Below are 13,651 nucleotides of genomic sequence, written 5' to 3' on the forward strand. Positions count from 1 at the left end.
GTTAGGACCTTAGCGGCAGGTGGCGCAGGCGGATACCGGTTGCGGCATGCAGCGCGTTGGCGATCGCCGGGGCGACCGCGGGCACGCCGAGCTCGCCGACGCCGCCGGGCGGCTCGTCGGAGCGGACGAACTCGACGACGATGTCGGGCGTGTCGGCGAGGCGCGGCAGGTCGAGGCCGGCCAGCCCGCGCACGTCGCTGCGCCCGGCGGTGAGGCCGGTCGAGGCGCCGAGGGCATGGGCGAGGCCGAAGATCAGCCCGCCTTCGATCTGTTGCAGCACCAGATCGGGGTTGATCATCCGCCCGCAATCGACCGCGGCGACGAGGCGCGCGACGTGCGGGCGGCCGTCGCGCAGCTCCGCCTCGGCGAGCACCGCAATATGGCTGCCGCGGAAACTGTGGCAGGCGATGCCCTGTCCCGAGCCCGCGCCGCCACCGCCCCAGCCGCCGAGCGCCGCGACCGTGGTCAGGCAGCGCGCCAGCCGCGCGTCGCCGCCGAGCATGCCGATCCGGTAGGAGAGCGGCTCGGTGCCGGCGACCTGCGCGAGTTCGTCGATGAACGATTCGGTGAAGAAGGCGGTATAGCCATGCGCACCGCCGCGCAGGTGACCGGTGGGGACGTCGATCGCGGCGGGATGATGATCGAGCCGCAGCGCGGGAATGCGATAGGGCGGCAGCGCGCCGGCGACCGCATAAAGATCGCCCCGGCCGTGCGCCCAGCCGGCGCCGGGGAGCAGCCGGCGGGCGAGCGCATGACCGGTGGCCGGTGCAGCCAGCGCCATGCTCCAGGCGGCGATCGCGCCGTTGCTCGACAGGCGCGCGCGCAGCCGGGCGCGGGCGGGCGGGCGATAGCGGTCATGGGCGATATCCTCGCCGCGCGACCAGACGAGGCTGACTGGGCGCTTGAGCCGCATCGCGAGCAAGGCCGCCTGTTCCGCGACCAGCGGATCGAGCGTCGCGCCGAAGCCGCCGCCGGCGAGGGTCGGGTGGATGACGACCGCGCGCTCGTGCAGCCCGGCGACCGCGGCGGCGGCGGCGCGGGCGGCGGTGGGCGCCGCGGTCGGCAGCCAGAGTTCGAGCCGGCCGTCGCGCCACGCCGCGGTGGCGCTGGTCGTCTCCAGCGCGGCGTGGACGCCGAGCCCGGCGGTATAGTCCGCCGCGATCACCCCGGCACCATCGAGCAGGGTGCCGATGTCGCCGCTGGCAGCGATCCGCTCGCCCGGTGCGGCGAGCGCGGCGTCTAGGGCGCGGGCGATGCCGGCGCTGTCGGGCAGCGGTGCATCGCTGGTGAAGCGCGGCGCGAGCGCGTCGAGCGCGCGTTGCGCCGCCCAGCCGGTGGTCGCGATTGCGGCGACCCAGCGCGGGGTCTCGATCACGCTCAGCACGCCACGGACGCGGTCCGCCGCGGCGCGATCGACGCGGGTCAGGCGGGCGTCGCCGACCGGACCCTGGCGGATCGCGGCATGGACCATGTCGGGCAGGCGAATGTCCCCGGCAAAACTCGCAGAGCCATCGACCTTTGCCGGTCCGTCGAGCCGCGGCAGCGATTGGCCGACGAGCTTGCCCGCGCCCTGCACGCCGATCGGCAGCGGATCCGGAACGCGCTCGCCGGCGGCCGCGGCGGCGAGTTCGGCGAATCGCAGGCGCTGCGTGCCGTGGGTGACGAAGCCGGCGTCGACGGTGCAATCGGTCCAGGCGACGTTCCAGCGCCGCGCCGCCGCCTTGCACAGCAATGCGCGCGCCGCGGCACCGGCGGTGCGGCATGGTTCCTCGAACATCCGCACCGAGGTGGACCCACCGGTGACGATCAGGCCGCCGCGCCGCGCCACATCCTCTTCGACCGGTTCGGGCAGGCGGGTGAGCGTGCCCTCGAACAGTTCGTCGAGCGCCAACGGATTGGCGTAGAGCGGATTGATCGGCGCCGCCTCCGCCCCGACGGTGCGCCAGTCCGCGCCGAGCGCGTCCGCGACGATCTGCGGAAGCGCGGTATAGACGCCCTGGCCATGTTCGAGCTGCGGCACCGCGACGGTGACGTGACCGTCGCTGCCGATCTTGAGCCAGGCGCCGAACGCCGTTTCGCCGGGGGCGACGGCGAGATTGGGCGCATAGCCACGCGGCCACAGGCCCCAGGCAACGATCAGCCCGACGCCGGCACCGCCGCCGATCAACAGGTTGCGTCGGGTGAGGCTCATCGGGCGGCTGTATCGAGGGGGCGCGCGCGAGGGAAGGTGGCGGGGCGTGGGGGCGCGGATGCCGGGGCGGGGGATTCGCTGTGCGCGATGGCCCGATGCGAGGGTCGCGACATGACCCTCATCCACCGGTCGGCCGGGCCTGTTCGAGACCTCTGCGCAATTGCCCCCGTGCTCCTGCGAAAGCAGGAGCCCAGGAGTCCCAAGCGCCAGACGGTATTTTGCTTGGCCCTAGGCTCCTGCGTTCGCAGGAGCACTGGTTGCTTCACCGCGATTTGGACTTTCGCAGAAGTCTCGACCTGTTCCGAAATGACGAGGCGAATGGGTTGGCGTGGCCTATGGCTTACCCGCCGCCATCGTCATCCCGGCGGACGCCGGACGCCTGTTCACGTGTCGCCCGAGATGCGCGCATCATATCGGCCAGCGCGTCCATGGGTCCCGACTTCCGTCGGGATGACGATCGGGGGGCGTATTATACTCGCCACCGCCGCCTCACCCCTGCGTTCTCTGCGCCTCTGCGCGCGCCCTCACGTCCCGACCCGCACCCTCAGCACGGATAGGTCTTCGCCAGCACCCGCGCATAGCCCTCCTTCAACGGCAGCTTCTTTTCCGCCGGCGAGAGCGCGTCGAGCCCGCCGAGCATCTGCAGAATGCCGATCTTGGCGCCGTCGGGCATGCAGGCGATCGGCTTCTTGCCGGCGGCGACGCGCGCGGCGCTGTCGGCGCGGAGTTGGCGGGTGGCGGCGTCGGCTTCCGCCTTGAGCACGGGATAATCGGGGTTGGTCAGCGCGGTGAACGGATTGGCGCGTAAGGGCGCGGCGCGGGTGAGGAAGGTGCCCACGGTCATCGTCGCCGCGGCCGGTGCAGCGGCGGCAAGCGAAATGGCAAGGGCGGTGAGGGCTTTACGCAGCATCGGCGGCACTCCGGATAGGAATGCCGCCGAGTAGCGCGCACAAACTGACGGCGGGCTGAACCGCCGTGGGGCCTTATGCCCCCGCGGGTGCGGGGTTGCCGAACGGGCCGCCGGGGCGGCGCGTCTTGGGGATCGAGGTGCCGGCACGCGGCACGCTCGGCTTCGGGCCCGAATCGACGCGGCCGATCTCCTCGCCGGCGATCAGCTTCTTGATCTCGTCGCCCGACAGCGTCTCATATTCGAGCAGCGCACCGGCGAGCAGATGGAGCTGGTCGACATGCTCGGTCAGGAGCTGCTTGGCGCGGGCGAGGCCGCCCTCGACGATGCCCTTGATCTCGTCGTCGATCAGCTGCGCGGTCGCATTCGACATGCGCACCGGCTGCGACGAGGAATAGCCGAGGAACGATTCGCCCTCCGGCTGGGCATATTCGACCGGACCGACCTTGTCCGACATGCCCCATTTGGTGACCATGTCGCGCGCCAGACCGGTGGCGTACTGGATGTCGCCCGACGCGCCGCTCGAGACCTTGTCGTAGCCGAAGATGATCTCCTCGGCGACGCGGCCGCCCATCGCCACCGCGAGGTTCGCGTACATCTTGTCGCGATGGTAGCTGTAGCTGTCGCGCTCGGGCAGGCGCATCACCATGCCCAGCGCACGGCCGCGCGGGATGATCGTCGCCTTGTGGATCGGGTCGCTCGCCTGTTCGTGGATCGAGACGATCGCATGGCCCGCCTCGTGATAGGCGGTCATGCGCTTCTCGTCCTCGGTCATCACCATGCTGCGGCGCTCGGCGCCCATCATGACCTTGTCCTTGGCCTCCTCGAACTCGGCCATCGCGACCAGCCGCTTGCCCTTGCGCGCGCCCATCAGCGCCGCCTCGTTGACGAGGTTGGCGAGATCGGCGCCCGAGAAGCCCGGCGTGCCGCGCGCGATCACCCGCGCATCGACATCGGGGGCCAGCGGCACCTTCTTCATATGCACTTCGAGGATCTTGATGCGGCCCTCGATGTCCGGGCGGGGCACGACGACCTGACGGTCGAAGCGGCCGGGGCGCAGCAGCGCAGGGTCGAGCACGTCGGGGCGGTTGGTCGCCGCGACGATGATGATCCCCTCGTTCGCCTCGAACCCGTCCATCTCGACGAGCAGCTGGTTGAGCGTCTGCTCCCGCTCGTCGTTGCCGTTGCCGAGGCCGGCGCCGCGATGCCGACCGACCGCGTCAATCTCGTCGATGAAGACGATGCACGGCGCGCTCTTCTTGGCCTGTTCGAACATATCGCGGACGCGGCTGGCGCCGACGCCGACGAACATCTCGACGAAGTCCGAACCCGAGATGGTGAAGAACGGCACGCCCGCCTCGCCCGCGATGGCGCGGGCGAGCAGCGTCTTGCCGGTGCCCGGCGAACCGACCAGCAGCGCCCCCTTGGGGATCTTGCCGCCCAGCCGCGCGAACTTGGTCGGGTCCTTGAGGAAGTCGACGATCTCGGTCAGCTCGGCACGCGCCTCGTCGATGCCGGCGACATCGTCGAACGTGACCTTGCCCTCCTTCTGCGTCAGCATCCGCGCGCGGCTCTTGCCGAAGCCCATAGCGCCGCCGCCGGTGTTCTTCTGCATCTGCTTGATGACGAAGAAGGCGATGCCGAGGAACAGCAGGAACGGCAGCGACTGGTAGAGCAGCAGCATCCACATCGACGTGCCCTCGTCGGGCTTCGCCGAGATCGACACGTTCTTCTGGCGCAGATGCGGCACCAGCGTCGGGTCCTGGATCGGATAGGTCCGGAACTTCTCGCCGCTCGAATAGGTGCCGGTGATGACGTCGCGGCTGATCGCGACATCCTTCACGGTGCCTTCATCGACCTGGTCGAGGAATTTCGAATAGGCGACGGTGTTGCTGGCGCCGGCCGCATTGGGGCCGTTGAACATCGTCACGAACAGCGCGAGCGCAAGCAGGATGCCGACCCAGATGAGCAGGCTCTTCATCCAGGGGTTGCCGCCGTTGCCACCGTTGCCGCCATCGCCGTTCTGGGGCTGCTTGTCGTTATCGTTCATGGGGAACCTTTCGCAGCACAAGATAGGCGCATGGAGGTTAATGGCAATGGAACGCTCAGCCTGATTCGGCCGATCCGGGTGAACGACGCGCCGGTGCGGCGCGGAATCGCCAGCTCTCGCCGTGCGGGGAGACGACCACTCCCGCCTGCGTCGCCCGCCGGCCGGAACCGAGCGCGTCGAGCAACGCCTCGATATTCGCCGAGTCGCTCCACTTGGGCGCGGTCAGCGCGGCGGCCTCGACCACCAGGCCGATCGCGCGGCGGGCGAGTCGGCGGACGAGTTCGCGCGGCAGCCCGGCCATGTCGATGCGCACGGTCGCACCGTCGACCACCGCGCGGCTCGACCACAGCCACTCGACGATCGCGCGCACGTCGCCGTCCGCCTCGGCCAAAGCGGCGGCGGCACGGGCAAGCTGCGGCGTGCCGAGCCATTCATTGTCGTCGAGCAGGCGGCGGAAGCGGGTGCGGTCGTGCGCCGGATCGGTGTTGGAGGGATCGTCGACGAACGGCGCCTCGGCGCGGCGGACGATCGCGCGCAATTCGGCACGGCGCCATTCGAGCAGCGGCCGGACCACCGTCGCATCGTCGATCGTCGCGCGCGGGCGCACCCCGGCGAGCCCGGCGATCCCGGAGCCGCGCGCCGCGCGCATCAGGAAGGTCTCGGCCTGATCGTCGGCATGGTGCGCGGTGGCGATCGCCTCGGCGCCGATGCGCCGTGCCTGGTCGGCAAGCAACTGGTAGCGCACCTGCCGCGCCGCCGCCTGGATGCTGGCGCCGGTGATCGGTTCGGCGGGCAGCAGCGTCGCATGCGGCACGTGGAGCAGCGCGCAATGGTTCGCCACCATCATGGCCTCGTCCGCCGCGGCGGGGCGCAGGCGGTGATCGACCGTCGCCACCTGGATGCGGCCGGGAAAGGTCGCCGCGGCCAGCGTCAGCATCGCCATCGAATCGGGGCCGCCCGATACGGCAAGCAGGATCGGTCCGCGCGGCTCGGCCCCGAGCGCGCGGTTCAGGTCGTGATGGAACCGCTCCGCCGCGACGGCGAAGGGGTCACTTACACTTGGCGGCGGTACGGCCCTTCTGGACATCGGCCTTCATGCTCGAAGAAATCTTGGTGCCGTAAACGTCGGTCAATTCGCCATAGACCTTGCATGCGTCGGCCGGCTTGTTGAGCTTCATCAGCGCCTGGGCGAGATAATAGAGGCTGTCGGGGGCGCGTTCGCCGTCCGGCATCTTCTTGTAATTGTCGTAGAAGGCCATCGAGGCGAGGCTCGGCTTGCCTTCGTCGAGATAGGCGCGGCCGAGCAGGTTCTGCGCCCAGCTGGCGCGGCGGTGCTTGGGATAGTCGGCCACCACCTTCTTGAGCTGCGCCTCGGCCTGCGGATATTGCTTCGCCGCCCACAGCCGATAGCCGTAGAGATATTCGTCCTCGGGCGTGTCGCCGGTATTGGGCTTTTCGACCTTGGCGCCGGCCACCGCGGCGGCGGAGGGGGCGGTGTCGCCGGCCGCCGCCGCCGAGACGGGCGTGGTCTTCGCCGGCGTGCCGCCGGGGCGCGATGCCGCATCGTCGCTGCCGCCGAGCGGCGCCGAGGCGGGCGTGGCGGCGAGCGCCGGCGTCGTCGCCAGCGACTTGAGCTGCGCGTCGTTGCTGCGCTTGTAGGCGTCGAACTGATCCTGGAGCTGGCGCAGCTTGAAGCCGGTCTGCTCGATCTGGTCGGTCATCGACGCCATCTGCTGCTCGAGCGCGGTGACGCGGCCGGTCAGGTCGGCGACCGCGCTGGTCGCCGGCGTGCCGCCGGCCTGCTGCGGCGCATCGGGGCGGGTGATCTCGGGCTGGAGATACTGGCCGGCGCCGCCGGGGAACACCTTGCGCTGGACCGCGCGCATCTCGCTCTCGAGCTTGCCGACGCGGCCTTCGACATTGCTCTGCGCCGCGGCGGCGACCGGCATCAGAGACGAGGCGGCGAGCGCCCAGATGATCGTACGCATAATCTTGGCACCCCCCGGCGCGGCATGGGTCAACGTCATGCCGTCATAGCTGCATCCGGCCACCTGTCGCCAGCCTTAAGGCGCGAAAGAATTGCCTGTCGTCGTCGACTCTTGCGGCACGATGCGGTCGGCGCCGGCGGTGGCGCCGGCGTCGCTGCGCCGCGCTGCCGGGTCGCGGCGCGCATTGGTGCTGCGCGTCGGCGGACCCGCGGGGGTCGGACCCGCGGGGGTCGGACCGGCGCCGGGCTGACCGTCGGCGGGCTGGCCGGCGAGGCGCAGCGCGATCGCCGAGCCGCTCACCGCGACGTCCTTGATCGGCCGCGACCCGTCGCCGAGCGGCGGGATCGCCGAGCCGTTCAGCGTCACCGCCAGCTTGTCGGGGCGACCGACGTTGATCATCGGGTCCTTGGCGGCGGCCGGCACCTCGAAGCGGTCGCCCGGCTTCATCGTGCCCTCGAACAGCTTCTTGTTGTCCGCGTCATAGACCCGCAGCCACACCGTATCGGTGGCGGTCAGCACCACCTGCCCGCCGGTCGGGATCGCCGGGGAGGGCGCGGCGGCCGGCTGCGGCGCGACCTGCTGCGTGGTGACGTCGTCGCTCGCGGCGGTCTTGGTGCCGGCATGCTGCTGGAAGACGCTGCTGCCATACCAGAGCGCGACGAGGATCAGCACCGCGAGCGCGACGCCGATGCCGATCGCCGCGATGCCGCGCGAGGGCACACGTGCCGGATCGGCGGTGACATAGGGGACATATTCGGGCTGGCGCGGCCCGAGCCGGTCGAGCTCGCGGCGCACCTCCTGCGCGATCGACACCTCGTCGGCGTCGACGGCACGGGCATAGGCCTTGGAAAAGCCCATCGCATAGGTCGGCGACGGCAACAGGCCGTAGTCGCCGGTCTCGAGCGCTTCCAGATGGCGTTGCGGCACGCGGGTCCGCGCAGCGACTTCGGCCAGGCTCAGCCCCCTGATCTCCCGCGCTTGGCGCAACCGTTCACCCGGACGGGCCGGGGCAACGGGGGTCGGGTTCGGCTGGCCGGGATCGACCTCGTCCATTCGTGTCTCCAAGGGAGGGCTGCGGATCGCTGACGCGCATGACATTCCCCGATGCCTTGTTGCAAGTCAACGCAGGGGCGGCCCGGTTCGACAGTCTTTCAGGCCAGATCAACGCCGCTGCGCAGCGCCCAGTCGGTCAGCGCGCCGCGCATGTCGCGCGGCGGCCGCGCGATCAGCTCGGCGACGAAGCCCCGTACGGCGGCATGATCGAGGCTGCGGACCATCGCCTTGATCGGCCCGACCGCCGCCGGGGTGATCGACAGGCGATCAATTCCCAATCCGATCAAGGCCATCGCCTCGACCGGCCGGCCGCCCATCTCGCCGCACACGCCAAGGTCGACGCCCGCCTCGCGGCACGGCGCGATCACCCGCGCCAGGAAGCGCAGGATCGACGGGCTCAGCCAGTCATAGCGTTCGGCCAGCCGCGGGTTGGCGCGATCGGCCGCAAATAAAAATTGCGTGAGGTCGTTGGTACCGACCGACAGGAAGTCGATATCGGGCAGCAACAGGTCGAGCTGCTCGGCGAGCGCGGGCACTTCGAGCATCGCGCCGTAGCGGATCGCCGTCGGCGGCCGGCGGCCGCGCGCGTCGAGCCAGACCCGCTGCGCTTCGAACAAGGCCTTGGCCTCGGCGAATTCCCACGCCTCCGACACCATCGGGAACATGACGTTGAGCGTGCGGCCCGCCGCGGCCTCGATCAGCGCGCGCGCCTGCACCTTCATCAGGCCGTCGCGATCGAGCGCGAGCCGCAGCGCGCGCCAGCCCATCGCCGGATTCTCCTCGTCGACATCCTCCTTGTTGAGATAGGGCAAGGCCTTGTCGCCGCCGATATCGACGGTGCGGAAGATCACCGGCCGCTCCCCCGCCGCGTCGAGCACCTCGCGGTAGAGCCGCTGCTGGCGCTCGCGCTGCGGCAGCGTTGCCGAGACGAGGAACTGGAATTCGGTGCGGAACAGGCCGATGCCGTCGGCACCGGTGACGTCGAGCGCGGCGACATCGTCACGCAGCCCGGCGTTGACCATCAGCGTGACGCGGTGGCCGTCGCGGGTCACCGGCGGCACGTCGCGCAGCGCGGCAAAGGCGGCCTTGCGTTTCTGGCGCATCGCGAGCTTGGCTTCGAACGCCTCCTCCATCGCCGCCGACGGGCGGACGAAGACATTGCCGGCGACCGAATCGAGCAGCAGCAGGTCGCCCTCGGCGATCAGCCGGCGAACGTCGCGGACGCGCCCTAGCACCGGCACGCCCATCGCGCGCGCGACGATCGTCACATGCGCGGTGAGCGACCCTTCTTCCAGGATGACGCCCTTCAGCCGGCGCTTGTCATATTCGAGCAGTTCGGCAGGACCGAGATTGCGCGCGATCAGGATCGTGTCCTGCCGCAGCCCCATCTGCGCCGCGGTGCCCATCTGGCCCGAGACGATGCGCAGCAGCCGGTTGGCGAGATCCTCCAGATCGTGCATCCGGTCGGCGAGCAGCGGATCGTCGATCTGGCGCATGCGCTGGCGGGTGCGCTGCTGGACGCGCTCGATCGCGGCTTCGGCGGTCAGGCCCGAATCGATCGCCTCGTTGATCCGCCGCGCCCAGCCTTCGTCATAGGCGAACATCTTGTAGGTCTGCAGGACCTCCTCATGCTCGCCGCCGACGCCGAATTCCGCCTCGCGCGTCATCCGGTCGATCTGCTCGCGCATCTTGTCGAACGCGGCATAGACGCGGTGGCGCTCGGCGTCGGTATCCTCGGCGACGGTATGTTCGACGACGATGCGCGGCTGGTGGAAGACGGCGTGGCCCGACGCCATGCCCTCGACCAGCTTCTGCCCCGGCAGGCGCACCGCCGCGGTCGACTGCGGCCGGTCGCTGCCGCTCGTCGCGCTGTCGATCAGCCCGGCATTGGCGATCATCTCCGACAGCACCATCGCGACGGTCTGCAACGCCTCGATCTCGACGTCCTGGTACTTGCGCTGCTCGCTGTGCTGGACGGCGAGCACGCCGACCGCGCGCTCGCGGCGGATGATCGGCACGCCGGCGAAGCTGTGATAGCGTTCCTCGCCGGTCTCGGGCTTGTAGGCGAAATCGGGGTGGCTCGCCGCCTCGTCGAGGTTGAGCACCTCGACATCCTCGGCGATCGAGCCGACCAGTCCCTCGCCCAGCGCGAGCTTGGTGACGTGCACCGCCGCCTGATCGAGCCCGCGCGTCGCGAACAGTTCGAGCACGCCCTCGCGCAGCAGATAGATCGAGCAGACCTCGCTATCCATCGCCTCGGCGATGATGCCGACCACCGCGTTGAGCTTGGCCTGCGCCGGGTTGCGGCCCGCCATCACGTCGTGAAGGCGGGTCAGGATCTCGCGGGCGGATGCGGCGGCCGATGTGGGCATGGCAGCAGGGCTAACAGATGCCGGGGCAGGGTGCCATGCACCATTCGTCGGGGGTGGCGTCTGGCCGGCATGTCCCGATGCGCGACCGATGCCCCGCATACCCCGTCACCCCGGACCTGTTCCGGGGTCCACCCCGCGGCCAGGAGAAAGGCTTGAGGGGATACCGGCCCCCTGCTGCCCGGTGGCCCCCGGAACGAGTCCGGGGTGACGGGGCGCGCGGCGCCCGGCCCCGAGCCTCACAAGTCGCCGGTGCGTTCGATGGCGGCCGGGGGGTACTTATATCAATTCCTCCCCCGCCAGGGGGAGGTGGCAGGCCGAAGGTCTGACGGAGGGGGAGGATACGGCGAACGCGGTCGATTGCGGCGACGCCCCCTCCACCAGCTTCGCTGGCCCCCCCCTAAAGCGAGGGAGGAATTGGGCCTCACCCGTCGCTCGCGCGCTCGATGTCGGCGCCGACGGCGGACAGCTTCTCTTCCAGCCGCTCGTAGCCGCGGTCGAGGTGGTAGACCCGCGCGACCGACGTCTCGCCCTCGGCGGCGAGGCCGGCGAGGATCAGGCTCATCGAGGCGCGCAGGTCGGTCGCCATCACCGGCGCGCCGACCAGCTTGTCGACGCCCTTCACCACCGCGGTGCGGCCGTGGACCTGGATGTCCGCGCCCATCCGCGCCAGCTCGGGCACGTGCATGTAGCGGTTCTCGAAGATCGTCTCGGTCAGCACGCTGGCGCCCGACGCCTTGCACAGCATCGCCATGAACTGCGCCTGCATGTCGGTGGCGAAGCCGGGATAGGGCGCGGTCGATAGGGTGATCGGGCCGAGCGGCGCATTCGCCTCGACCGACACGCCGTCGCGCGTCTCGGTCACCGTCACGCCCGCCTCGCGCAGCGCGTCGATCGTCGCCTGCATGTCGGCGGCATTGGCGCCGAGCAGGTCGAGCGAGCCGCCGGTGATCGCCGCCGCGCAGGCATAGCTGCCCGCCTCGATCCGGTCGGGCATCACCGCATAGGTGGCGCCGTGCAGGCGATCGACGCCCTCGATCTCCAGCGTCTCGGTGCCGATCCCCTGGATGCGCGCGCCCATCGCAACCAGGCAGTTGCACAGGTCGACGATCTCGGGCTCGCGCGCCGCATTCTCGATCACGCTGCTGCCCTTGGCGAGCACCGCGGCCATCACGACATTCTCGGTCGCGCCGACCGAGACCACCGGGAAGCGATAGCGGCCACCGGCAAGCCGTCCGCCCGGCGCGGTCGCCTTGACATAGCCCGCCGCCATCTCGAGCTCGGCGCCGATCGCCTCGAGCGCCTTGAGGTGGAGGTCGATCGGCCGGTTGCCGATCGCGCAGCCGCCGGGCAGCGACACCGTCGCCTCGCCGGCGCGGGCGAGCACCGGGCCGAGCACCAGGATCGACGCGCGCATCTTGCGGACGATGTCATAGGGCGCTTCGGTCGAGGTGAGCTTGCCGGCGCGGATCGTCATCACCCGGCCGAAATCCTCCGGCCGCGTTCCCTCGATGCGGGTCGAGGCACCCAATTGGTTGAGCAGATGGCCGAAGCCGTCGACGTCGGCGAGCCGCGGCAGGTTGCGCAGCGTCAGCGGTTCGTCGGTGAGCAGGGCGCAGGGCATCAGCGTCAGCGCGGCGTTCTTGGCGCCCGAGATACGAAGGCGGCCCGACAGGCGGTTGCCGCCGCGAATGAGGATACGGTCCATCCCCGTCGTCTAACGCGACGCCGCGCCCGCGCAAGACGGGAATGGGCGGTTGAGGGGGTAAGACCGATCACTCTAACAAACTTTAACCCTGCTTGTTGATTGATTTTAATGCGCCTTCGTCGGAGGCATGCGTAACTCAATTCAATTAATTGGGGGAATTCAACAGCGTGACGACCAGTTGCCTCGCCGAGAGACTCGGCGAACTGATCGACCTGTCGGAGAACGAAAAGGCGGCCCTCGACAGCCTTGAACAGCGCGAGCGGACGCTGCGCCGCGGCGTCGTGCTGCTGCGTGAACACGACAAGTCGCCCGAATTGTTCGTGGTCAAACGCGGCACGATGATGAGCTACGTCATCCTGCCCGACGGCAGCCGCCAGATCCTGCGCTTCCTGTTCCGCGGCGACATGGTCGCGATGGCGGGGCTGGTCTATCGCAACTCGCCCGAGACGGTGATCGCGCTGACCGAATGCGCGGTCGCACCGGTCGAGCGGGCCGCGGTCGGCGCGATCGCCGCCGATCATCCCCGCCTCGCCGCGCTGCTGATCGCGGTCGATCAGATCGAACGCGTCGCGCTGACCGACCGGCTTGCCGGGCTCGGCCGCACCTCGGCCAAGGCGCGCGTCGCGGCGCTGCTGATCGACATCCGCAACCGGCTGCGGGTCGTCGACGGCACCTCCGGCGACACCTTCCAGCTCGGGCTGACGCAGGAGGAGATCGGCGACGCCACCGGGCTGACCGCGGTGCACGTCAACCGCATGCTGCGGCAGTTGCAGGACGACGGGCTCATCGCGCGTGACGGCGGCCGCATGACCTTCGTCAACGAGGCGGCGCTGATCCGCACCGCGCATCACACCGCCCGCGACACGGCGCGCGCGGCCGGCCTCGATCTCAGCTGGTTGCCGCCGGCGCGCTGATGCCGGCACGAACGCCCGCCCCGGACCGCGGGCCGGGCGGGCTCAGCGCCTCATCCCGTCACGCCTTTTCCAGCGTGCATTGCAGCGGATGCTGATTCTGGCGGGCGAAGTCGATGACCTGCCCGACCTTGGTCTCGGCGACCTCGTAGGAGAAGACGCCGCAGACCCCGACGCCCTTCTGGTGGACGTGGAGCATCACCCGCGTCGCCTCTTCCATATTCATCCGGAAGAAGCGCTGCAGGCACAGCACGACGAACTCCATCGGCGTATAATCGTCGTTGAGCATCAACACGCGGTAGGGCGTCGGCTGCTTGGTCCGCGTGCGCGTCTTGGTGGCGAGGCCCGTGCCTTCGTCGGTCCCATCGTCGCGGCGTTCGGCCATCGTGATCGCTTCAACTGTCATGGTGATCGCAGAAATATGGCACGCCGGGCGTGAGGAGCAAGGGCCTGTGACAGGAAAAGGGCGACCGC

10 protein-coding genes are annotated in these 13,651 nt (G+C 70.0%); 1 reads left to right on the forward strand and 9 read right to left on the reverse strand.

Going from position 1 to position 13,651, the window contains the following annotated elements:
- Position 1 precedes the first annotated feature (1 nt).
- The 8 genes from HD841_RS01640 to murA form a co-directional block, all read right to left on the reverse strand.
- Positions 2-2,191, reverse strand: coding sequence for a xanthine dehydrogenase family protein molybdopterin-binding subunit (locus tag HD841_RS01640; protein WP_179507145.1), 2,190 nt, complete (start codon positions 2,189-2,191; stop codon positions 2-4).
- Between the two features lie 544 nt (positions 2,192-2,735).
- The gene (locus HD841_RS01645; protein ID WP_257015171.1) at positions 2,736-3,101 is read right to left on the reverse strand and encodes a hypothetical protein; all 366 of its coding nucleotides are present in this window, start codon (positions 3,099-3,101) and stop codon (positions 2,736-2,738) included.
- A 73-nt stretch (positions 3,102-3,174) separates the two neighbouring features.
- Positions 3,175-5,148: an ATP-dependent zinc metalloprotease FtsH gene (gene ftsH, locus HD841_RS01650; protein ID WP_179507146.1), complete on the reverse strand. Its 1,974-nt coding sequence runs from the start codon at positions 5,146-5,148 to the stop codon at positions 3,175-3,177.
- A gap of 55 nt (positions 5,149-5,203) precedes the next feature.
- Positions 5,204-6,235 carry a tRNA lysidine(34) synthetase TilS gene (gene tilS / locus HD841_RS01655; protein ID WP_179507147.1) on the reverse strand — a complete coding sequence of 344 codons (1,032 nt, stop codon included), beginning with the start codon at positions 6,233-6,235 and terminating at the stop codon, positions 5,204-5,206.
- Complete coding sequence (locus HD841_RS01660) at positions 6,198-7,136, reverse strand: tetratricopeptide repeat protein (protein WP_179507148.1); 939 nt, start codon at positions 7,134-7,136, stop codon at positions 6,198-6,200. Before HD841_RS01660 ends, tilS begins: the two co-directional genes overlap by 38 nt.
- A gap of 75 nt (positions 7,137-7,211) precedes the next feature.
- Positions 7,212-8,189 carry a helix-turn-helix domain-containing protein gene (locus HD841_RS01665; protein WP_179507149.1) on the reverse strand — a complete coding sequence of 326 codons (978 nt, stop codon included), beginning with the start codon at positions 8,187-8,189 and terminating at the stop codon, positions 7,212-7,214.
- 98 nt (positions 8,190-8,287) lie between these two features.
- The gene (gene ptsP / locus HD841_RS01670) at positions 8,288-10,561 is read right to left on the reverse strand and encodes a phosphoenolpyruvate--protein phosphotransferase (RefSeq protein WP_179507150.1); all 2,274 of its coding nucleotides are present in this window, start codon (positions 10,559-10,561) and stop codon (positions 8,288-8,290) included.
- Between the two features lie 421 nt (positions 10,562-10,982).
- On the reverse strand, positions 10,983-12,266 hold the full coding sequence (gene murA, locus HD841_RS01675) for a UDP-N-acetylglucosamine 1-carboxyvinyltransferase (protein WP_179507151.1): 1,284 nt from the start codon (positions 12,264-12,266) through the stop codon (positions 10,983-10,985).
- Between the two features lie 167 nt (positions 12,267-12,433).
- Between murA and HD841_RS01680 the strand changes: the two genes are divergently transcribed.
- Entirely contained in the window at positions 12,434-13,180 is a 747-nt protein-coding gene (locus HD841_RS01680) for a Crp/Fnr family transcriptional regulator (RefSeq protein WP_373562910.1), read from the forward strand.
- Positions 13,181-13,238: 58 nt separating this feature from the next.
- Here the strand turns inward: HD841_RS01680 and clpS are convergent, their stop codons facing one another.
- A complete protein-coding gene (gene clpS, locus HD841_RS01685) occupies positions 13,239-13,562 on the reverse strand; it encodes an ATP-dependent Clp protease adapter ClpS (RefSeq protein ID WP_179508055.1) in 324 nt (107 codons plus the stop codon).
- Between the last annotated feature and the right edge of the window lie 89 nt (positions 13,563-13,651).

Origin of the sequence: Sphingomonas melonis (assembly GCF_013409985.1) — a bacterium.
GTDB classification, from domain to species: Bacteria; Pseudomonadota; Alphaproteobacteria; order Sphingomonadales; family Sphingomonadaceae; genus Sphingomonas; species Sphingomonas melonis_A.